This is a genomic window from Lacrimispora sinapis (genome assembly GCF_043633585.1).
In the GTDB taxonomy this organism is placed as follows: domain Bacteria; phylum Bacillota; class Clostridia; order Lachnospirales; family Lachnospiraceae; genus Lacrimispora; species Lacrimispora sinapis.
This window is the reverse complement of sequence record NZ_CP141832.1, coordinates 2360676-2380853: the sequence shown is the minus strand read 5'-3', so window position 1 is coordinate 2380853 and position 20178 is coordinate 2360676. Positions and strand designations below refer to the sequence as shown.

Genomic DNA, 20178 nt, shown 5'->3' with positions numbered 1-20178 from the left:
TTTGATGGATGACCATATGTTGCTTTTGGAAATCAGAACCGTTAAAGATCTGGTCCCGTTTGTAAATGGAACCATGGAACCAGGCGGGAAAAACATCATTATTCTGGATCTGAAAAAGGACTGTTTCAGCCCCATGTCAGAGACAGAATTCGCAGAGGTAAAAAGAATCCTTTTTGATCCCTATCTCATAGCGGTTTTAATCCTTAACTGTGAGTTTACCATGAGTCTTTACGAAAAGATGTATGCATTCGATCTGTGCTTGATTTCTGAAAATGGAGCCTTGCAGTTTGATCCGCACCATAGGAAGGGGCTCCGGTTTCTGCATCTGTTATTTGCACCCAAAGCTTCGTTGGGAGAAGAAATACGGAGGCTGAGCAGTAAAGAACTCTTAAGCCATGGCCTTGCCAATGCCCTTTTAAGGAACGCCAGCTTCTATGAAGATTTAGAATCACAAATTTTAAACCTGACTTTGGGACGGACCAGGGAGCAGCTTCATGCAATTAAAAGCTGTATGAATCGTTATAAAGAGTGCAGTCTGATGGGACAACCCCTTATGACGGATCCTGAAACCGCTTATTTTTGTCAACTGGCTCTTTTAAAAACTGAGGAAGAGAAGAAGTGAAAGAACATCAATTTGAAACGATCGTCTATGAAGAATCAGAGGGGATTGGGTATATCTGCATGAACATGCCTCCTGCCAATAAAATGATACCCCAGTTCCTGATAGAGATATCCATGGTCATTAAGGAGTATGCCTTATTAACAAATGCTTCCGGAATCATTCTATATGGAAGCGGGAGGCATTTTAGTTCAGGGGCAGATGTTTTAGAACTCCTGGATTTTATCAGCACCCATACTTCAGTAAAAGATGGTGTTGTGACCCGTTACCCGGAATGGTATCTGGAGTGTAAAGATAGCTTTAAAAAACTTTTTCAAATGGAGATTCCGGTGGTTAGTGCCATTAGCGGCTTCTGCATCGGCTCAGGATTTGAACTGGCACTGGCTTCCCATATAAGGATTTGTGAGTCAGGTGCCAGGCTTGGATTGCCGGAATCCACCTTCGGGCTTCTTCCAGGGGTAAACGGGACCTTGAGGCTTTCTGAAGAAGCAGGCTTTTTTCATTCCTATGAGATGATTGTAAAGGGGAGCCTCATTGATTCCCAGGAAGCAGAGCAGCTGGGAGTGATTGATCTTTTGGTTCCCAGAAAAAGCTCGCTGGAATATGCAAGAAAGCTCCTGGCTTTTATCCATGAACATCATCGGGAGTACCATTTTACCGACCGGTTTCATTTCTTAGATCTGTTTAAAGAAAAATATTTTAGTGAAAGAGGGGAGTCGATCCGATGACTATCAATGTAAAGTTATCCGGCGTAGGTACATATCTTCCGGGAAATCCCATTGATTTTGATGAAATCAATCATTATCTGGGAGAGTTTCAGGAGGCGCCTAAAAAAATCAAAAACTGGGCAGAAAGAGTCCAGCCAATCATCAAAGAAATGCTTGGAGTGAACCAATGCTACTATGCCTTTGACAATCAAACAAGAACCTTTACCGATGACAATCTTACCATGTCGGTCAAAGCCGCAAAAAAGGCCATGGATGCAGCGGGGGTATTGGCAAAGGACATTGATCTATTGATATACGGCGGCGCATTTTCTCACCAAATCCCGCCCATCACCACCAGAATACAGGAGGAACTGGGGATTGACTTGTGCGGGGAAATCCACATTCATTCCAACTGTACCTCCGTCTATAAAGCAATCAAGCTGGCCCATATCATGCTGGCCTCCGGAGAATATAAAAATGCGCTTGTTATCTCCTCCAGTGTAGCAAGCTCCTGCTTTATTCCGGAATTTTATAATCAGACCCTTATAACCAAAGAAGATGTGTTCCTTCGCTGGTATCTTTGCGACGGGGCAGGTGCCATGGTATTTTCTGCAGAAAAAGATGAAAAGGAAGGGCTTTATCTGGAGGATACCTACTTTGAATCTTCGGGAAGCAAAAAGCAGTCAGCCATGGGAAACCGCTATCCCTATCATTGGACAAACCCCAGAGAGGATTATGAGAACGGCTATCATCATATCCGGCAAATGTACTTGAATGAAATGCGGGATTACGCCATGGAAGAAAACGGTAAATCCATTTTCTATAATGCCCTGGTACGAATGTTAAATGAAAAATCCATTAATTTGAAAGACTTAAAGCATTTTGTAGTAAATATGCCCTCAAAATTTGTCAGAGAGTTGATTATTGAAGAATGTCTTGGTCTTGGAATACGGAAAGACCAGTTTTATAGTGCCATTGAAGAGGTTGGGTACGCAGGTCCTCCCGCCGCCCTTATTTCTATTGATAATCTGTTAAAGGAACATACCTATCAGAGCGGGGATTTGATTTTCAGCTTTGTCATGGAGGTTAGCAAATTCATGCAGGCAGGTTTTACTTTAAGAAAAATATAAAGTGAGGAACAAAAGATGAAAATACTATTGGTCAATCCTCCCATTCCCAAAGTGTTCCGTATGTTCGATTTTGCTGACGATGCCGTAAGAAAATCTTTTGGGAGAAGAGTCATGGTGGGGCCGCCTCTTGCTCTTAATGAGCTGGCAAGCATGGTACCTGATGATGAAGTGGTGATCCTGGATCAAAAGACAGAAGAGGATAATATTCCGGGATATGATTTTGTCCAGGCGTATGTGGAAGAGCTAAAGCGGTTTTCTCCTGATTTTGTGGGAGTTACATGCATCACAGCCCAGTATAATTCCGTCCTGAAAATCTTAAATATAACAAAAGAATACAAAAAGGACATTTTAACCATGGTGGGCGGCATCCATCCGACCCTGTGTCCCGATTCGTTTGCAGGTTCCAATGCGGATCTTGTTACCGTTGGAATTGGAAAATACAGCTTTAAAAAGATGATAGAAATGTTTCAGGCAGATGGCTGGCTGGCAGATTTCAGTAAAATTCCGGGACTGGGGCTTAATCGGGGGACAAGCCTTTATTATACTCCTTCTATCTGCAGTCTGAGCACGGAGGAAATTAAGGAGCAGCATATTCTGGATACGGTTATGCCAAACCGGAAGCTGACGGATAAATATAATTATACCATCCGTCAGATGGGGAAAAAGATCCATTACATCAGTACTTCCCAGGGCTGCACTCATAAATGTAACTTTTGCAGCATCTGGCAGACCACAGGGGGACGGTATTTTCATAAAGATGTGGAATGCATTATCCGGGAATTAAAAACCATGGATGAATATCCCATCATCCGTTTCTGCGATGCCAACACCTTTGGCGATATAAAAAAAGCCAGGCTATTATTTACCAGAATAATAGAAGAAGGATTAAATCACCATCATTATCTGGCAGATGTGAGGACGGATACGGTGATCCGGCATCCCGATATTATCGAACTTGCCGTAAAAGCAGGACTCCGGATCACGATCTGCGGGTTAGAAGCCACCAGCAACGAAGAATTAGAGGCTTATAACAAACAAAATACCATAGAAAACATTTCCGGTGCTTTGAAATTTTTGAACAGCCTTGGGATTTTAGTCAACGGGAATTACATTGTAAGACCGGAATATGTGGAAGCTGATTTTGACAGGGTCGCTCAGTTTGTGAATGATAATCCCATTTACCATGCTGGTTTTACGGTGCTTACCCCATTTCCGGGAACAGATCTTTATGAAACTATGAAAAAAGACATCATCAACCATAACCTGGATTATTATAACTTGACCAATGCGGTGGTGAAAACCGTGTTACCGGAAGCAAAATTTTATGAACAGGTTGGAAAACTGTATAAAACCAGTAAAGTTGCAGGAGATGAATATCGCCTGAAATATGGAAGTGATCTGCTGGTAGAATAGGAAAAGAATGACAATAGGAATCGTTGGATCAGGAAGAATGGGTCAGGATCTCTTCTATTCTCTGATCGGTTGTGACTGCAATGTCATACTGGTCTCAAGAAAAATGGAACAGATTCAAAAGATCACAAAGAAAACCCAAAAGATATTAAATAGAATCCCCCGGTTTACGGGGAAGGAAACTCCGATGATTACAGACAGGCTTTCAGACTTGGCTGTTTGTGATGTTATCATCGAGACTGTCACAGAAGATTTAAAGGTTAAGCAGGAGCTTTTTAAAAAACTGGAAGAGATCGCAAAAGAGACTTGTATCTTTGCAACCAATTCCTCTTCTCTTGACGTAACGGATGTATTTGATGGTGTAAAAGCAAAAGAGCGTTGCGTGGGGCTCCATTTTTTCTACCCGTCAAAAGTGATTTCCACGGCAGAAGTCAATGCAGGTCCCGATACAGGCGAAGAGACGGTCAAAAAAATGGTTACGTTCCTCGCTATGACCGGCAGGAAACCTTTGGTATTAAGAGGACAAAGCCGTTTGGTGTTATCGAAACTTTTGATCTCACTGGCCGCATTTACCTACAAGCTGTCTTTAGATGGAGAACTGACCTTAAAAGACCTTGACCGGATTACCGGGAAGGTGCTTGTCTTTGGAATCTTTGAGATGGTGGATTCTACTGGTTTTCTAATCATCTCCCAGTGCCTTGCCAATCTCCCGGATAAACGTCATGTTTCCCTATATCAGCCTCTTCTTGCACAGATAACGGATTTAATGAAACAGGGAAAAGACGGAAGAGGGGGCGGAGGACTTCTGTCTTTAGAAGATCCCGTTCAAAGGGGGCTGGATTTTTTAGAAAACCGGGAAGCGTGGGAGAAAGCGTACAGGATAAAATTGATTGCTTTTTTATTAAATGAGATTTTACGGTATATGGAAGATCCGCTATTGGATAAAAATCAATTTAAGGAAAGCGTAGAGGAAGTCTTGGGCTTATCTGCTTCCTTAAACGTTCTTTATGAGGAGCTTCCAAAGGCGGCCATTTTAAAAACCATGATGGAAGAGTATGAAAAGACCAGGGACCCGTTATTTCTTCCGGCAGATTTTTGTATGTATCGTTACACATAAGGGGGAGTATCCATGAAAGAAAACAAGACCGTAATTACAGGCATGGGGATGTTAAATGCATTGGGCAACACCATGGAGGAAAGCTTTCAAAAAATGACGGAGGGGATATCGGGAGTAAAACCCATCACCCTGTTTGATCCATCCGAACTAGAGACAAGGATCGCCGCCCAGGTAGATGACAGCTTTTTGGAAAAAGCAAAAGAGCTGATAAAAAAGAGAGAGCGGAGCAAGATGACCCGTTTGACCCAAATGGCATTGGTGGCGGCAGATGAGGCGGTCAAAGACAGCGGCATTGATTTTGAGGCTTGTGATAAAAGCCGGGTTGCCGTGATTTTGGGGATTGTAACCACTGCCTACAGCGACGTGGAGAAAGAGCGGTCTGAAAGCAATTGCATTGTCAAATCCATGCCCAATGCGCCCAGTGCCTGGATATCTATCCGCTACGGGCTTAAAGGCCCCAACTTTAATGTATCGACCGCTTGTGCATCATCTGCTTATGCCATTGCTTTGGGGCAGCAATTGATCCGTTCTGGTTTTGCTGATGTTGTCATTACGGGAGGTGCCGATTCTCACATCCAAAAAGAGTATATCAAAGGATTTAACCAGATCATGACATTGTCCGTAAAGAACGACATGCCGGAAGCCGCTTGCTGTCCGTTCTCCAAAAACCGGGATGGATTCGTTATGGGAGAAGGGGCCGGAATTATGATTTTAGAGTCAGAAGAACATGCAAGGAAACGCAATGCACGAATCTATGCAGAAGTTGGGGGCTGTGCCATCACAAGCGATGCCGGAGATATTACGGCCCCGGAGGGAGATGGCATCATGATGGCAAAGACCATGAAGCTTGCCCTGGAGCAAGCCGGCGTAAAACCGGAGGATATTGATTATATCAATGCCCACGGCACCTCCACCTATCTCAATGACAAATATGAGACCATGGCCATTAAATCCTGTTTTGGCTCCCACGCAAGGAACCTTTTTGTATCCTCTACCAAATCTATGATCGGTCATACGGTAGGCGCTTCGGGAGTCATTGAGGGGATCGTTACGGTTTTGACGATGGAACGGGGGATCATTCCCCCTACCATCAATTACAGGGAGCCGGACTTGGAACTGGATTTAAATTATGTACCTAATGTTTCCGTCCGAAAAGAGGTAACGATGGCAATTTCTAATTCCTTTGGCTTTGGCGGGCATAATGCCAGCATATTATATAAAAAATACCAAGGAGAGTGAAGATGAAAAACTATTTAATTACTGGCGGTGCAGGGTTTATCGGTTCAAACTTCGTGAAATATTTATACGAAAAGGAAACCGATATCCATGTGACCGTACTGGATAAGCTTACCTATTCTGGTAATATGGAGAATCTGGCAGAGGTAATAGACCGGGAAGATTTTGAATTTGTAAAAGGAGATATCTGTGACTCTGGTCTGGTGGAAACACTGATGGAGGGGGTCCATGTAGTGGTCAATTTTGCGGCAGAGGTTGCGGTGGACCGTTCCATTGGGAACACCCAGGATTTTTTAATGACCGATGTGATCGGCGTGTATGTACTTCTGGAGCAGGCATTAAAGAACCGGGAGACTCTGGAGAAATTCATTCAGATTTCCACCGATGAGGTGTATGGACAGATTCGGGAAGGCAGTTTTTATGAGACCTCGGAATTAAAGCCAAGAAACCCTTATTCTGCGTCCAAGACAGGGGGAGATCGTCTGGCTTACAGCTATTTTGCCACCTATGGCCTTCCTGTCTGTATCACAAGAGCCTCCAATACCTACGGACCGTTCGCATATCCTGAAAAAGTCATCCCTTTATTTATCACCAATCTTTATGAAGGGATTCCGGTTCCCGTGTTTGGCGACGGCAGCCAGATCAGGGACTGGCTTTATGTGAAAGATCACTGCAGCGGGATCTATCGGGTCATAAAAGATGGAGTAAATGGAGAGGTCTATAACATAGGCGGTGGGCAGGAGGTCACAAATTTGGATTTGACAAAGCGGATTCTTTCTCTGATGGGGAAAAATGAATCCTTTATCCGTTATGTCAGCGACAGACCGGGGCATGACCTTCGTTACAGCTTAAACACTGAAAAACTCCAGGCCCTTGGCTGGCAGCCCCAGTATGATATCTCCTCCGGACTTTCTCAAACAGTGGATTGGTATGTGGATCACGTGGACTACTGGAAAAAATTAAGAGCCGGAATGGATGAGCGTTACTTCAAGGGTTTCTGGAACGAAAAGTAGGAGGCAGCATGAAAAATCTGATTCTGTATGCATCAAAAAATCATACGACAGAGGAAACCGTTCTGCGGATAAAGGCTCACGCAGACCATCCTCTTGATATCCATAAGATATCAGAGGCAGGAAACCTGGATTTATCGGGCTATTCCCATATTTACATTGGCACAGGAATTTACGGAGGGAAACTTCCTGGTTCTGTGACCGGTTATGTAAAGAAAAACAAGGAAAGACTGAGAACCAAACCGGTTACCTTTTTTATTCACGGACTGGATTCCAAAGAAAGCTATTCCGGGATTGTAAATCAGGGGGTATCCAGATATTTGGAGAACAAGCATTATGAGACTCTCTATTTGGGAGGGAAACTGGATATCTCTTCCCAGAACTTTTTTATAAGAATGATCCTGGTCGAAATCGCAAAAAAGAATCACTTTGATCCTCATATGGCCGATACCAGGAGAGAAGATGCCATCTTAGCACTTATTAAGAGGTTTTAGCTGCTGTGTACGGACTTTTGAATCTGATAGGACTTGGGGCGGTCACTCTTTTAAAAGAAAATGTGTATCTGGCAGACCTGGACCGATGCAGAAAAGTAAGTGAAATTCATTATGAGGATTATTTATCGGATGAGGAGAAAAAACGGTTAAACCTTATTCGGATGCCGCGGCCGCAAAACAGAATGATGCTCCGGCGTTCGCTGACCAGGCTCATATTAAGCGGGGTTCTGGATTGCTCTCCAAATGAGATCCGGTTTAGCAGAAATTCATACGGAAAGCCCTTTATTTTAGAGCCGGTCACGGATATGAAATTCAATCTTTCCCACAGCGGAGAATATCTGATTCTGATTGCAGACAGAACCAGGGAGGTGGGCATAGATATTGAAACAGCCCAGTCCTTCAGAAAAAGAACGTATGAGGCTCTGAAAGTGCTCTATTCGCCGGAAGAATTTACCTATTACCAGAGGCTCTCCAGGCAGGAGCAGTACCAGATGTTTTGCAGGACATGGGTGATGAAGGAGGCAGTCACAAAGGCCCTCTCTGTGGGGCTTACCGTTGATTTGGGAACGATATCCCTCCCCCTTGGCTTAACTCTTCCGGGAGCCATACTCACACTGGACGTTTTCCATGCGTTGTTAAAAATTCAGTGGATCACAGTAGAAGAAAAACAGATTGGGATTGCATATCGGGAGGGAGCATTATGAATGTGCTGGTTACAGGCGTGAATGGTTTTGCGGGAGGATATCTATTTTCCAGACTCAAGTCTTATGGTCATAAGGTCTATGGGCTGGGAAGACAACCTTCTTCCGCTCATCCTCTGGATGGATATTATCCGGTGGATATTACAAAGAGATTCCAGCTGGATCGGGAGTTTGATGCGGTCATTCATCTGGCGGCATTGAACCGTACCACGGTTGGAGCGGACATTGACAGCCGGATCTTTCACCGGGTCAATGTGGAGGGAACAGAAAATCTCATTCATGCATGCGGATATTCAAAGTTTATTTACATTTCCACGGCTGCTGTTTACGCAAGAGAGCAAGAGATCATCACAGAAGAGTCTCCCATCGCTCCGGTGGGAAATTATGCAAAGACAAAATATGAGGCAGAGCTTCTTTGCGAGAGTCTGCTGCCCCAAAATAAGCTGGTGGTTCTCCGCCCCGTCAACATCACCGGAGCAGGGCAGAAGAACCTTGCAGCAGTTCCCTTGTTCTTTGAGCGGGCAAGGAACCATGAACCGTTGGAACTTTTTGTATCTCCTAAAAAGATCATCCAGTTGCTTGATGTGACGGACTTTACCCAGGCCATCAGTCAGTGCCTTTGTTTTTTGGGCGGAGGGGTTTTTAACTTAGCCCCGGAGGATTCTATGTCCATGCTTCAACTGGTCAACATAATCCTTAAGCGATGCGATTCCAAGTCTTCCCTCATCATAAGGGAAGAAAAGGAGACACTTCCCTCCGTTATTTGTGCCGAAAAGGCCCGTCAGAAATTATCGTTTCAGGCATCAAAGACTATGAATGATATATTAGAAGATTACTACCAATCACAAAAGAGAGGAACAGAAAGATGAAAGTGCTGGTAATTGCATCCCATATTGATGATGAAGTGCTGGGCTGTGGCGGAACCATAAAAAGGCATACAAAAAAAGGAGATCAGGTTTTTGTGGTCTTTATCAGTTCAAAGTATTCCAAGCGCTTTGATGAAGCACTGGTAAACACAAGAAAAGCTCATGCAAAAAAAGCGGCAGACGTGTTGGGAATACAGGAGATATTCTTTGCAGAGCATCCCTTGATCATGTTAGATACCATCCCTCAGCTTGATATTGTAACATCTCTGGAACGTATTATCTTTGAGTTAAAGCCAGAAGTTTTATACTGTCATTATGATTCTGATATGAATTCGGATCACCGGATCGTTTCACAGGCGGCCATGGTCTGGTGCAGGCCATCAAAAACACCTTTTCTAAAAAAAGTGTTGTTTTATGAAATATTTGCTTCTACAAAAAAATTTGAACCCAATTACTATGTGGATATCACCAATGAAATAGAGGATAAACTGGCGGCTCTTTCTGTTTATTCCACAGAAAACAATGCCCAGACCAGAACCCTGGATACCAGCCGGCTGGTGGCGGCATATCGGGGAGCGGAGATCAATACGGCCTATGCGGAAGCATTTTATTTATACCGTGAAATCGTATAAAGGAACTTGACTGGAATGGAGAGGAGTGTGGAGGGATTGTATAAAAAGATGAAGCTGTTATTGCTGTGTGTCACTGCTGTAATTTTATCTTCTGTCAGCTGGCTGATATGGGACAGGCGGACAAATAAAATCTATTTTAAAACCAGACGGAATCATAAGAATATAGGGGGCAGCTATGGAACGCAATCTTAAAAACAAACACAATTTGGCAATGATGTTTGCTGGAATCGGAGCGGATTACCGGAAGGTAATCCATAAGATTCCCGATAAGGAAAGAGGTAGGATTCATCAGCTATCAGACATCTTAAAAGAAACGTATAAAATAGATATCAATTCCTATCTTTATGGACCAGCCATGGACACAGAAAGCAATCTCTATAACTGGCTGACCATCTACACCTGTGATTATGCCATCTACCAATGGTATGCCGCCCGGGGCGTGGTGCCGGACTATTTCCTTGGTTACAGCATGGGACTCATTACGGCACTGGCCTGCAGTCAAGCCATCACGTTTGAGGCAGGAGCTTTTTTGCTTCATGAAATCAGCCAAAAAGAAAGTGCAGGAGAAGGAATGGCAACCATCATAGGGTTTGAAAAGGAAGAGCTTGGCCGGATCATAAAGGATAGCCGGAATGAGGGCAGAGTGTTTATTGCCTGCGAAAATAACCCCTATTGTTTTGTGATTTCAGGATATGAAAATTCCGTTCAGAAGGTTTGCCTTCTTGCGGCAGAAAGAGGTGCCCTTCATGTTTATGCCATTGATTCCAAATTTGCATTTCATACGCCTTTGTATCATAGACCCCAACGGGATTTGTCCGTCAGCGTAGAAACAATCAAGGTTGCTGATTCTCCCATTCCGTTTCTATCCAGCATTGATCAGAGCATCCGGTGGAAATCCAGGGACCTTTCGGACGAATTGGTGCGAAACATGTACAGCATCATGAAGTGGGGGGATTCCATCGCTTTCTTATCACGGTCAGGGATCAAAAATTTTATCGAAGTGAGCCTTGGAAAGGGATTGACTAAAATTTCCAGATCCATTGAGGATACCTGCCGGTTTGATACGTTTGATACCGTAAGCAAAACGCTTACTTAAAAGGATAAAAAATGATAGATCAATACAAAAGAAACATTAATTACATCAGAATTTCCGTGACGGACAGATGCAATCTCCGCTGCGTATACTGTATGCCGGAAGAAGGTGCCGTTTTTCTTCCAAAGAGTGACCTGTTGACTGATGAGGAAATCATAAGACTCTGCCGGTGCTTTGCCCGGCTTGGAATGAAGCATGTAAGGATTACCGGAGGAGAGCCGCTGGTCAGGGACGATATTGTTTCTCTGGTTGGAGGAATCAAAAGGCTGGAAGGAATCAGGCGTGTCACCCTGACCACCAACGGAGTGTTTTTGAGGGAACACCTATCCGGCCTTTGCTTGGCAGGATTAGATGGGATCAATATAAGTCTTGATACCATGGCTCCGGACCGGTACCGGCACATTACAGGCAAAGACTGTTTTTCCCAGGTGTATGCTGCCCTAGAAGAAGCGGTTCAATACAAAGCCTTAAAGATGAAAATCAACTGTGTACCTATGACAGATACATCAGAAAAAGAAATCACAGATTTGGTGGGACTAGCCAGGAAAAATCCATTGAGTGTCCGGTTTATTGAAATGATGCCCATAGGATTAGGAAAGCGCCATTCCTTTCGGCAGGAAGAGGAGCTCCGTTGCCTGATTACCCATACTTACGGAGCGTTAATTCCCCTTCCGCCGTCAAAGTGGAGCGGGCCGGCCCGATATTATTCCATACCAGGCTTTCTTGGCTCTATCGGGTTTATCAGTGCCATGTCCCATAATTTTTGTAAGGAATGTAACCGGATACGGCTGACTGCCGATGGACATTTAAAGACCTGTCTCCAATATGAAAAAGGCTTGGATCTAAAATCCATCCTAAGACGGGAAACAGACGATTCGAGTTTGGAACGGGCCATTGCTTTTGGCATCTATGAAAAACCAGACGGGCACAGCTTTCATTCTCTAACGTATCCCGAGTTTTGTGAGCAGAATTATATGTCACAGATTGGGGGATGAGAAAAGAAGTTTTTGAAACCGGCAACAAAAACAAAATAATAAAACAGGATGGAACATGAGATGAAATATATACGAATGATACTATTAAGCCTGATAGTTAGTACTTTATTAATGGGATGCAGTACTTTTAAGACTTCGGTAACCACGGCACAGCACCCGTCGGAGGAAACGGCTGCGGCAGGAGATGACGTTGTGTCCCTACCTGTAAAAGGTAAAATCATATTGGCTACCACCACAAGTACCCAGGACTCCGGACTTTTAGACGTGATTCTCCCGGATTTTACAAAGAAAACAGGCTGGGAGGTGGAACCGGTAGCTGTGGGAACCGGAGAAGCATTAAAGATGGGAGAAAACGGAGAAGCGGATGTACTTTTAGTTCATGCGAAGGCCAAAGAAGAGGAGTATATGAAGGCAGGGTACGGAGTGAAGCGTTACGACGTCATGTATAATGATTTTGTTGTGGCAGGCCCCGCCGGAAAGATAAAAAAGAATGAGGATGTAAAATCAACATTTCAGTCTATTTTTGACAATCAATTCGCTTTTGTTTCCAGAGGAGATGATTCGGGCACCGATACAAAAGAACGTTCCATATGGAAATCCATGAATCTTACACCCGGCGACAATCCTAATTATATCAGCTCCGGTCAGGGAATGGGAGCCACGCTTCTCATGGCAGATGAAAAGGGAGCCTATACGTTATCTGACCGGGCAACCTGGCTGACAACAAAAGAAAAAACTTCCCTGGATATCATCTGTGAAAAAGATACCCAGCTTCTCAACTATTATGGGGTCATTGCAGTAAATCCCGACTTAAATCCAAAAATCAATGCAGAAGGAGCCAAGGCTTTTGTGGATTGGATTCTGTCTGATGACACTCAAAAGCTGATCGGCAGTTTTGGAATGGATGAATACGGACAGTCCTTATTTACTCCCAATGCAAAGGCCAATAAATAAAGGAGCCGGCTTATGGTATTTCTTTCAAGTTTCCATCTGACCCTGAATCAGGAAACCGTGGATATCATATGGCTCACCATAAGGCTGGGACTTGTGTCGACCCTTCTGTCAGCAATGCTTGGGATTCCACTGGGGCTTTTGTTAGAAAAAAGTGATTTTTGCGGAAAGAAAATTATATTGCGGGTAAACCGGACCCTTATGGGATTCCCGCCGGTGGTGGTTGGTCTTCTGGTCTATCTTCTTTTCATGCGCAGAGGGCCTTTTGGCGGACTTTCCCTGTTGTTTTCTTTTCCGGCCATGGTCATTGCCCAGCTGCTCATTATCACTCCCATTGTCAGCGGTATGGTCTGCACGGCGGCAAAGAAAGCGGCCCCAGAGATTCGGACCTTTGCGGTCAGCATGAATGCCAGCCGGAGCCAGACTTTTTTCCTTCTCCTAAGAGAAATGAAACCGGATATCTGTTTTACACTGGCAGCCGGCTTTGGACGGTCCATCAGTGAAGTAGGGGCCGTTATGATCGTGGGAGGGAACATTCAATATAAAACAAGAACCATGACCACCGCCATCTCATTAATGAGGAATAAAGGGGATTATAGCGAAGCCATTACCCTTGGGGCCGTTTTGCTGATCCTTTCCTTTTGCATACAGACGATCATGGATACATTAAAAAGGTACGAAAACAATGGTGAAAATTATTAAACTGGAAAAAAGAATCGAAAATTTTCAACTGGATATAAAAAGGCTGTTTCTTCAGGAAAAAAAGATCCATGGGTTGATTGGCAAGAACGGAAGCGGGAAATCCACACTGATAAAACTCATTACCGGCCTTATGAGACCTGACCAGGGAACCATTGATTATGGCGGCCTAAAGAGCACGGATATTACCTTTACCACCCAAAGGCCCTATATGCTTCATGATACGGTTTACCAGAACCTGATCTACCCCTTAAAGCTCCGAAAGAAGATGCCGGTAAAGGAAGAAATCGAAAAATGGCTGGACCAGTGCGGTCTGGCCGGAAAGGAACAGCAGTTTGCCCCAAGCCTTTCCAGCGGAGAACGCCAAAAGCTTTCCTTTGCCAGAGCGCTTATTTTTAAACCCAAGCTGGTGTTTATTGATGAGACCATGGCAAATATGGATGCAGAGAGCATACGGTCATTTCAAACCATCATTATGGAAATCCAAAAAGAAAATCCTATCACCTGGGTGATTGTAAGCCACCAGCCTGCGCATATTGACGGTCTCTGCCAGGAGGTACATTTGATGGAAGCTGGAAGGCATCTTTTTTCAGGAACACCAAAAGAGATGGGATACTTCATAAAGGAAGGGTATGAAACGCAATGGAGCTATTAAAGGTCGATACCATAGAATCAGCAAGAGAAAAATTGATTCATGCCATGCAGGAAAAAAAGCCTGAGAAAATCCGGGTAGAGTCAAACAAATCCTTAGGATATGTTCTGGCTGAGGACCTTCTGGCACAAGAACCGGTTCCCTCCTTTCGCCGTTCCATGGTGGACGGATATGCGGTGAAATCGGCGGATACCACGGGAGCTTCAGAAAACCTTCCTGTATTATTGGAAATTGTGGAGGAGGTATCCATGGGGGTTCCTTCTCACGGCTCCGTAAAAAACGGGACCTGTGCCTATGTGCCTACAGGGGGCATGATCCCTGAGGGAGCGGATGCCGTGGTCATGGAAGAATACTGTGAGATGTTTGATAAGCATCATCTGGCCGTCTATGATCCGGTGGCATATGGGAAAAACGTGGTATCTGTGGGAGAGGATATCCGCCGCGGCGAACTGGTCATAAAAAAAGGCACCCGCATCCGTCCCCAGGAGATCGGAGTTATGGCCAGCCTGGGGATTTTAGATGCAATGGTGTATGAGCCATGGACCATCACCATTCTTTCCACCGGAGACGAACTTGTCCCCCCTTTTGTGCAGCCGTTGCCCGGAGAGGTAAGAGATATTAATTCCTACGCACTGAAAGCCCAGGCGGAAGTATGTGGTCTGAAGGTACAGAATGTCATGGTATATAAAGACGACAGGGAAGTCATAAAAGAAGCGGTGGTCCAGTCTTTGAACAGGAGTGATCTTGTGATTTTATCTGGGGGAAGTTCCAAAGGGAAAAAGGATGCCACCAGTCAGATTATTGATGAGGTCACAGATGGGAATACTCTGGTCCGCGGACTTGCCTTAAAACCGGGAAAGCCTTCCATATTTGGGTATGACCGGTCAAGAGCTGCTCTGGCTGCGGGACTGCCCGGACACCCGGTAGCTGCCATGCTGGTATTTGAGCTTTTGATTGTATGGCTTTATAAGCATATGACGCATCAGAAGGAAGGACCATCTCTATTTGCCCGTATGACTGCCAATCTGGCCGGAGCGCCGGGCCGGGCTACCTGTCAGCTGGTAAGACTCCTTAAAAAGGAGCAGGAGTATTATGCAGAGCCTGTGTATGGGAAATCCGGTCTTATCACGACTTTCACAAAGGCAGATGGTTACCTGATGATTGGACAGAACCAGGAAGGGGTAAAAAAAGATCAGCAGGTGGAAGTGTTTTTTCTGTCATAGAAATCCCGTAGAAAGGCTAAGGTTATGGGAAAAAGGAATTTATATTTAAACAATACTCCGGTGGAGGAGGCCCGCATTATTTATAAGAATGCGCTCAAAGGCCGGATTAAGATGGAATGTGAAGAAATTTCCACCGAGAAGAGCTTGGGACGAATGACAAAAGAGGCGGTTTTTGCAGTATGTTCTTCTCCTATGTTCAATGCTGCCGCCATGGATGGAATTGCCGTAATTGCAGAAAGGACAAAGGGGGCCTCAGAGAGGGAACCTCTGGAACTGAAAAAACAGGAGGATTACATAATTGTGGATACCGGTGATCCTGTAAAATATCCTTATGATGCCGTTATTATGGCAGAGGATGTGATAGAATGTGGTGACGGCACCGTTAAGATTCTGGAAGCAGCGGCTCCCTGGCAGCATATCCGGCCTGTGGGCGAGGACATTGTAGCCGGGGAAATGCTTTTATCCGGTATGCACAAAATCCGCCCCATTGACATCGGGGTTCTTTTTTCCGGTGGAATTACAAGAATCAAAGTGGTCAAACAGCCAAAGGTAGCGATCTTTCCCACAGGGACGGAGATCATAGAACCCGGAACAGAGCCAAGAGAAGGGGATATTTTGGAATCTAACTCAAGGATGTTTGAAGCCATGGTGGTTTCCTATGGAGGAGCTGCCCATCGGTTTTCACCGATTGAGGATGATTATAAAAAGATCAAAGAAGCAGTCTTAAATGCCGTTGACCACTTCGATATGGTACTTATAAATGCCGGTTCCAGTGCCGGAACCGAGGATTATACGGTTCATATTTTAAGAGAACTGGGAGAGGTTCTCGTCCACGGAGTTGCCATAAAACCTGGAAAACCGGTCATACTTGCAGTGGTAAAAGAGAAGCCGGTGATCGGACTTCCGGGATATCCGGTATCGGCTTACATCGGTTTTGAGAATTTTGTAAAACCCATCCTGGCCATGTTTACGGGAGAGCATGGATATGAAAACAACAAGGAAAAGGCGGTGCTGTCAAAACGCCTGGTCTCTTCCTTAAAACACAAAGAATACATAAGGGTAAAGGTGGGCGAGGTTGATGGAAGATTGGTGGCATCTCCTCTTTCCAGAGGAGCAGGAGCGGCCATGAGCCTGGTACGGGCAGATGGCTTTTGTGTCATTGACCAAAACAGTGAAGGTGTGGAAGCGGGGGAAACCGTAACGGTGGAACTCTACAGAAGCCTTTCAGAGATCCGGCATACCCTGGTTTCCATTGGAAGCCATGATCTTATTCTTGATCTCATCGGGGACTTTATGTCATGCAATGATCCGGGGATTTACATGTCCAGTACCCATGTGGGAAGCATGGGAGGACTTATGGCCTTAAAGCGGGGGGAGGCTCATATGGTCCCAACTCATCTGCTGGATGAGGAATCAGGGGTATATAATCTTCCGTATTTAGCCCGTTTATTCCAGGAGCCGATGGCGGTCGTAAAAGGAGTGAAACGCATTCAGGGGCTGATGGTGCAAAAGGGGAATCCGTTTCATATTAAAGGCATAGAGGATCTGACCAAATGCCGTTTTGTAAACCGGCAAAGAGGAGCGGGAACCCGTGTGCTGTTTGATTATCAGTTAAAGCGTTTAAATTTGGACCCTTCCCTTATAGCAGGGTATGACAGGGAAGCATCTACCCACATGGCAGCAGCAGCTCTGGTAGCCAGTAACAGCGCGGATGCCGCAATGGGAATATTCTCAGCTGCAAAGGCGATGGATTTAGAGTTTCTTCCTCTTGGAGAAGAAGAGTATGATTTTGCAGTCCCGGTCAAGTATTTAGACCTCCCTCAGATGCGCTCCTTTCTCCGGGTATTAAAAAGCGAAGAGCTTCACCGCCGTATGGACCAGATCGGAGGGTACCAATATGATCTGGCAGGAGAAATCTGGTATTTGTGAGGAAAGGATGCCAAAGAAAGATGAAAAAAGAGAATCAATTTACTCATTTTGATCCCCATGGAAATGCAGTTATGGTGGATGTGACAGATAAAAGAGAGACCGTGAGAGAGGCTGTAGCAAAAGGAAGAATCAAGGTCAACAAAGCGGTATATGAATCGATTGAAAACAGAACCGTGGAAAAAGGTGATGTATTAGGAATCGCGCGAGTGGCCGGAATCATGGGTGCAAAAAAGACCTCCGACCTGATTCCCATGTGCCACATTCTTGCGATTACAAAAGCATCTGTAGCGTTCCATATGGATGAGGAAAACCATGAGATCGAAGCAGTCTGTACCATAAAAATAACCGGAAAAACAGGAGTGGAAATGGAGGCTCTGACCGGTGTGAACGTGGCTCTTTTGACCATTTATGACATGTGTAAGGCATTGGATAAAGAGATGGTAATCAAGGACATATATCTGGAACATAAATCAGGTGGAAAAAGTGGAGATTACTTTCATAAAAACAGACGATAAGGGGATGGGGAAAAGGATATGGGAACTGTAAAGGCAGTGTGTGTCGGTGAAAAACGGGGAACCCAAAAGACAAATGTGAAAACAGCGGAGTTTGCCGTAAATTATGGAATCGTAGGAGATGCACATGGAGGAAACTGGCATCGCCAGGTAAGTCTTCTGTCATATGAAAAGATAGAAGCGTTTCAGAGGGGGGGAGCGGATGTGCTCCCCGGTGCCTTTGGAGAAAATCTCATTGTGGAAGGATTTGATTTTCGTTCCATAGCCATAGGAACCAGATTTCAATGCAATGATGTGATCCTTGAGCTGACCCAGCACGGAAAACAGTGCCATTCTCCCTGCCAGATTTATTACAAAATGGGTCAGTGTATCATGCCCACAGAAGGCACCTTTGCACAAGTGCTCCAGGGAGGAACTGTTTCTGTAGGAGATGAAATGAGAAAGCTTGAAGAGCGGGATGACAGATTTACCGCTGCAATTGTGACCCTTAGTGATTCCGGTTTTTCCGGCATACGGGAAGACAAAAGCGGACCGCTGTTAAAAGCGATCCTGGAGGAAAACGGTTACCGCGTTGTGGAATCCTTACTTCTTCCCGATGAACAAAGCCGGATCGGGGAAGAACTGGTCAGACTTTCCGATAAAAGAGAAGTGAATTTAATTGTGACGACCGGTGGAACCGGATTTTCCCCAAGGGACTGCACGCCCGAGGCAACGCTTGCGGTAGCCACAAGAATGGCTCCCGGAATCGCAGAGGCCATGCGAATGCACAGCATGGCAATTACAAAGCGGGCCATGCTCAGCCGTGGAGTCAGTGTGATACGGGGGAAAACATTGATTGTAAATCTTCCGGGAAGTCCCAAAGCGGTGAAAGAAAGTATGGAATACATTGGGGATCAGTTTACCCACGGTCTGAATGTATTGCTCGGAAGGGTATCTAATTGTGCAAGGTAATAGAAGAGGATCTGATTCTCCAAACTGGTTAAGATAAAATTAATCCGTTTGGAGAATTTTTTATTGATAGAGAAGGAGTTCTTTCCATCAATTTCTATGAATCTCATCATTTAAGGTGAATTTGCTTTTATTATAGGTCAAAATCCCCTCCGCCTGTAATTTGCTCAGTTCGTTGGAAAGGGCACTCCGGTCAATGGAGAGATAGTCTGCAAGCTGCTGTCTGTTAAATGGGATATAAAATGTGGAAGAATTGCTTTTTAAGGATTCCGCAGAAAGATAGGAAAGCAGTTTCTCCCGAATGGTTTTCTTGGACATGTGCTGCATTTTTTTCGTCAGAATCATATTTTTCCTGGCAAGGGATGACAGAAGGTTCTGGATCAGGCGGGTATGAAAGGAACAGCTGGAACTGCATGTGGTCATGATCCGGTTCATATCCATAAAAATTACATCGCACTCGCTGTCACAGATCACGCTCATCTCAATGGGAAGGGAAGGAATACAGGCGTAAGTCTCTGCAAAGAGATTGCCTGGAAGCAGCTCTGAGATAATGGTCCGTTTGCCCCAGAAATCCTCCTGAATGATGAGAGCAGCGCCCGAAACAATCATTCCTACAAAGTGTATGTAATCTCCGCTCCGGATAATAAACTCATCTTTTTTATAGTGTTTCACATAGGCAGACAGACAGTTTAACATGGACTGAATTTCCTCTGGTGTAACCCCTTGGAATAAATTGGATTTTTTTAAAACAGGTAGATATTCCTGCATATGTCCCACCCTTTCAATTTATTTTCAAAATGTTGTAATAACAACTGAAATGATGCAAATATTATATTATAATCGCCATAGAAAGGCAAGGAGAATATGAGGAGGCAGTCATATGTCAGAAAAAATCTTAAAAAATATAGGACATGAAGAAATTGTAGCACTATCTGATCTGGTTCAGGTTCAGGAGGGACAGATCGTAAGTAAAACTCTCGCCCAGAATGGGGCGGTAAGCATTACGCTGTTTGCCTTTGATCAGGGAGAAGAGATCAGCTCCCATGATTCCAATGGAGATGCCATGGTAACTGTACTGGAAGGCAGAGGTAAGTTTACCGTAGATGGAAAAGAATATGTTTTAGAGGCTGGTCAGACCCTCGTTATGCCGGCAAAAAAGCCTCATGCAGTTTACGCACAGGAATGCTTTAAAATGTTATTAGTCGTGGTTTTTTAACCGGATTAAGATAAAAAAGGGGTACAGAGAGGTCAGAA

General features: G+C 44.7%; 22 protein-coding genes. 21 read left to right on the top strand and 1 reads right to left on the bottom strand.

The window, feature by feature from the left end:
- Positions 1 to 4: 4 nt before the first annotated feature.
- The 20 genes from VIG27_RS11125 to VIG27_RS11030 all read left to right on the top strand — a co-directional run bounded on the left by VIG27_RS11125 (position 5) and on the right by VIG27_RS11030 (position 18927).
- Complete coding sequence (locus VIG27_RS11125) at positions 5 to 622, top strand: hypothetical protein (protein ID WP_394522587.1); 618 nt, start codon at positions 5 to 7, stop codon at positions 620 to 622.
- The gene (locus VIG27_RS11120; protein ID WP_394522586.1) at positions 619 to 1347 is read left to right on the top strand and encodes an enoyl-CoA hydratase/isomerase family protein; all 729 of its coding nucleotides are present in this window, start codon (positions 619 to 621) and stop codon (positions 1345 to 1347) included. The genes VIG27_RS11125 and VIG27_RS11120 overlap by 4 nt, the downstream gene beginning before the upstream one ends.
- Positions 1344 to 2456 carry a 3-oxoacyl-ACP synthase III family protein gene (locus VIG27_RS11115; protein WP_394522585.1) on the top strand — a complete coding sequence of 371 codons (1113 nt, stop codon included), beginning with the start codon at positions 1344 to 1346 and terminating at the stop codon, positions 2454 to 2456. The genes VIG27_RS11120 and VIG27_RS11115 overlap by 4 nt, the downstream gene beginning before the upstream one ends.
- A 15-nt stretch (positions 2457 to 2471) precedes the next feature.
- Entirely contained in the window at positions 2472 to 3869 is a 1398-nt protein-coding gene (locus tag VIG27_RS11110) for a B12-binding domain-containing radical SAM protein (protein ID WP_394522584.1), read from the top strand.
- 7 nt (positions 3870 to 3876) lie between these two features.
- Positions 3877 to 4983, top strand: a complete 1107-nt coding sequence (locus VIG27_RS11105; RefSeq protein WP_394522583.1) for a 3-hydroxyacyl-CoA dehydrogenase family protein — start codon at positions 3877 to 3879, stop codon at positions 4981 to 4983.
- A gap of 12 nt (positions 4984 to 4995) precedes the next feature.
- Complete coding sequence (locus VIG27_RS11100; RefSeq protein WP_394522582.1) at positions 4996 to 6222, top strand: beta-ketoacyl-[acyl-carrier-protein] synthase family protein; 1227 nt, start codon at positions 4996 to 4998, stop codon at positions 6220 to 6222.
- Between the two features lie 2 nt (positions 6223 to 6224).
- Positions 6225 to 7232, top strand: coding sequence for a dTDP-glucose 4,6-dehydratase (gene rfbB / locus VIG27_RS11095; protein ID WP_394522581.1), 1008 nt, complete (start codon positions 6225 to 6227; stop codon positions 7230 to 7232).
- 8 nt (positions 7233 to 7240) lie between these two features.
- Positions 7241 to 7723, top strand: coding sequence for a flavodoxin domain-containing protein (locus tag VIG27_RS11090; RefSeq protein ID WP_394522580.1), 483 nt, complete (start codon positions 7241 to 7243; stop codon positions 7721 to 7723).
- A gap of 5 nt (positions 7724 to 7728) precedes the next feature.
- Entirely contained in the window at positions 7729 to 8427 is a 699-nt protein-coding gene (locus tag VIG27_RS11085) for a 4'-phosphopantetheinyl transferase family protein (RefSeq protein WP_394522579.1), read from the top strand.
- A complete protein-coding gene (locus VIG27_RS11080) occupies positions 8424 to 9293 on the top strand; it encodes an NAD-dependent epimerase/dehydratase family protein (protein ID WP_394522578.1) in 870 nt (289 codons plus the stop codon). Before VIG27_RS11085 ends, VIG27_RS11080 begins: the two co-directional genes overlap by 4 nt.
- Positions 9290 to 9922, top strand: a complete 633-nt coding sequence (locus VIG27_RS11075; protein WP_394522576.1) for a PIG-L deacetylase family protein — start codon at positions 9290 to 9292, stop codon at positions 9920 to 9922. Before VIG27_RS11080 ends, VIG27_RS11075 begins: the two co-directional genes overlap by 4 nt.
- Before the next feature lie 175 nt (positions 9923 to 10097).
- A complete protein-coding gene (locus VIG27_RS11070; protein ID WP_394522575.1) occupies positions 10098 to 11018 on the top strand; it encodes an ACP S-malonyltransferase in 921 nt (306 codons plus the stop codon).
- Between the two features lie 11 nt (positions 11019 to 11029).
- On the top strand, positions 11030 to 12010 hold the full coding sequence (moaA, locus tag VIG27_RS11065) for a GTP 3',8-cyclase MoaA (protein WP_394522574.1): 981 nt from the start codon (positions 11030 to 11032) through the stop codon (positions 12008 to 12010).
- A 60-nt stretch (positions 12011 to 12070) separates the two neighbouring features.
- A complete protein-coding gene (locus VIG27_RS11060) occupies positions 12071 to 12964 on the top strand; it encodes a substrate-binding domain-containing protein (protein ID WP_394522573.1) in 894 nt (297 codons plus the stop codon).
- 12 nt (positions 12965 to 12976) lie between these two features.
- Positions 12977 to 13663: an ABC transporter permease gene (locus tag VIG27_RS11055; RefSeq protein ID WP_394522572.1), complete on the top strand. Its 687-nt coding sequence runs from the start codon at positions 12977 to 12979 to the stop codon at positions 13661 to 13663.
- Entirely contained in the window at positions 13647 to 14315 is a 669-nt protein-coding gene (locus VIG27_RS11050; protein WP_394522571.1) for an ATP-binding cassette domain-containing protein, read from the top strand. Before VIG27_RS11055 ends, VIG27_RS11050 begins: the two co-directional genes overlap by 17 nt.
- Positions 14303 to 15535: a gephyrin-like molybdotransferase Glp gene (glp, locus tag VIG27_RS11045; protein ID WP_394522570.1), complete on the top strand. Its 1233-nt coding sequence runs from the start codon at positions 14303 to 14305 to the stop codon at positions 15533 to 15535. The genes VIG27_RS11050 and glp overlap by 13 nt, the downstream gene beginning before the upstream one ends.
- Before the next feature lie 24 nt (positions 15536 to 15559).
- Positions 15560 to 17464, top strand: coding sequence for a molybdopterin biosynthesis protein (locus VIG27_RS11040; RefSeq protein WP_394522569.1), 1905 nt, complete (start codon positions 15560 to 15562; stop codon positions 17462 to 17464).
- A gap of 20 nt (positions 17465 to 17484) precedes the next feature.
- Entirely contained in the window at positions 17485 to 17979 is a 495-nt protein-coding gene (gene moaC / locus VIG27_RS11035) for a cyclic pyranopterin monophosphate synthase MoaC (protein ID WP_394522568.1), read from the top strand.
- Between the two features lie 18 nt (positions 17980 to 17997).
- On the top strand, positions 17998 to 18927 hold the full coding sequence (locus VIG27_RS11030; RefSeq protein ID WP_394522567.1) for a molybdenum cofactor synthesis domain-containing protein: 930 nt from the start codon (positions 17998 to 18000) through the stop codon (positions 18925 to 18927).
- A gap of 87 nt (positions 18928 to 19014) precedes the next feature.
- On the opposite strand, the gene VIG27_RS11025 is transcribed toward VIG27_RS11030, so the two are convergent.
- Positions 19015 to 19692: a Crp/Fnr family transcriptional regulator gene (locus VIG27_RS11025; RefSeq protein ID WP_394522566.1), complete on the bottom strand. Its 678-nt coding sequence runs from the start codon at positions 19690 to 19692 to the stop codon at positions 19015 to 19017.
- 112 nt (positions 19693 to 19804) lie between these two features.
- On the opposite strand from VIG27_RS11025, the gene VIG27_RS11020 reads away from it, so the two are divergent.
- Positions 19805 to 20140, top strand: coding sequence for a cupin domain-containing protein (locus VIG27_RS11020; RefSeq protein ID WP_394522565.1), 336 nt, complete (start codon positions 19805 to 19807; stop codon positions 20138 to 20140).
- The last annotated feature ends 38 nt before the right edge of the window (positions 20141 to 20178 follow it).

What these genes read in the sequence shown, in the direction of transcription:
- VIG27_RS11125 (WP_394522587.1), top strand. Translation starts at nt 5, where the DNA reads ATGGATGACCATATGTTGCTTTTGGAAATCAGAACCGTTAAAGATCTG.
- VIG27_RS11040 (WP_394522569.1), top strand. Translation starts at nt 15,560, where the DNA reads ATGGGAAAAAGGAATTTATATTTAAACAATACTCCGGTGGAGGAGGCC.
- moaC (WP_394522568.1), top strand. Translation starts at nt 17,485, where the DNA reads ATGAAAAAAGAGAATCAATTTACTCATTTTGATCCCCATGGAAATGCA.
- VIG27_RS11060 (WP_394522573.1), top strand. Translation starts at nt 12,071, where the DNA reads ATGAAATATATACGAATGATACTATTAAGCCTGATAGTTAGTACTTTA.
- VIG27_RS11105 (WP_394522583.1), top strand. Translation starts at nt 3,877, where the DNA reads ATGACAATAGGAATCGTTGGATCAGGAAGAATGGGTCAGGATCTCTTC.
- rfbB (WP_394522581.1), top strand. Translation starts at nt 6,225, where the DNA reads ATGAAAAACTATTTAATTACTGGCGGTGCAGGGTTTATCGGTTCAAAC.
- glp (WP_394522570.1), top strand. Translation starts at nt 14,303, where the DNA reads ATGGAGCTATTAAAGGTCGATACCATAGAATCAGCAAGAGAAAAATTG.
- moaA (WP_394522574.1), top strand. Translation starts at nt 11,030, where the DNA reads ATGATAGATCAATACAAAAGAAACATTAATTACATCAGAATTTCCGTG.
- VIG27_RS11020 (WP_394522565.1), top strand. Translation starts at nt 19,805, where the DNA reads ATGTCAGAAAAAATCTTAAAAAATATAGGACATGAAGAAATTGTAGCA.
- VIG27_RS11030 (WP_394522567.1), top strand. Translation starts at nt 17,998, where the DNA reads ATGGGAACTGTAAAGGCAGTGTGTGTCGGTGAAAAACGGGGAACCCAA.
- VIG27_RS11075 (WP_394522576.1), top strand. Translation starts at nt 9,290, where the DNA reads ATGAAAGTGCTGGTAATTGCATCCCATATTGATGATGAAGTGCTGGGC.
- VIG27_RS11055 (WP_394522572.1), top strand. Translation starts at nt 12,977, where the DNA reads ATGGTATTTCTTTCAAGTTTCCATCTGACCCTGAATCAGGAAACCGTG.
- VIG27_RS11115 (WP_394522585.1), top strand. Translation starts at nt 1,344, where the DNA reads ATGACTATCAATGTAAAGTTATCCGGCGTAGGTACATATCTTCCGGGA.
- VIG27_RS11025 (WP_394522566.1), bottom strand. Translation starts at nt 19,692, where the DNA reads ATGCAGGAATATCTACCTGTTTTAAAAAAATCCAATTTATTCCAAGGG.
- VIG27_RS11070 (WP_394522575.1), top strand. Translation starts at nt 10,098, where the DNA reads ATGGAACGCAATCTTAAAAACAAACACAATTTGGCAATGATGTTTGCT.
- VIG27_RS11090 (WP_394522580.1), top strand. Translation starts at nt 7,241, where the DNA reads ATGAAAAATCTGATTCTGTATGCATCAAAAAATCATACGACAGAGGAA.
- VIG27_RS11050 (WP_394522571.1), top strand. Translation starts at nt 13,647, where the DNA reads ATGGTGAAAATTATTAAACTGGAAAAAAGAATCGAAAATTTTCAACTG.
- VIG27_RS11110 (WP_394522584.1), top strand. Translation starts at nt 2,472, where the DNA reads ATGAAAATACTATTGGTCAATCCTCCCATTCCCAAAGTGTTCCGTATG.
- VIG27_RS11080 (WP_394522578.1), top strand. Translation starts at nt 8,424, where the DNA reads ATGAATGTGCTGGTTACAGGCGTGAATGGTTTTGCGGGAGGATATCTA.
- VIG27_RS11100 (WP_394522582.1), top strand. Translation starts at nt 4,996, where the DNA reads ATGAAAGAAAACAAGACCGTAATTACAGGCATGGGGATGTTAAATGCA.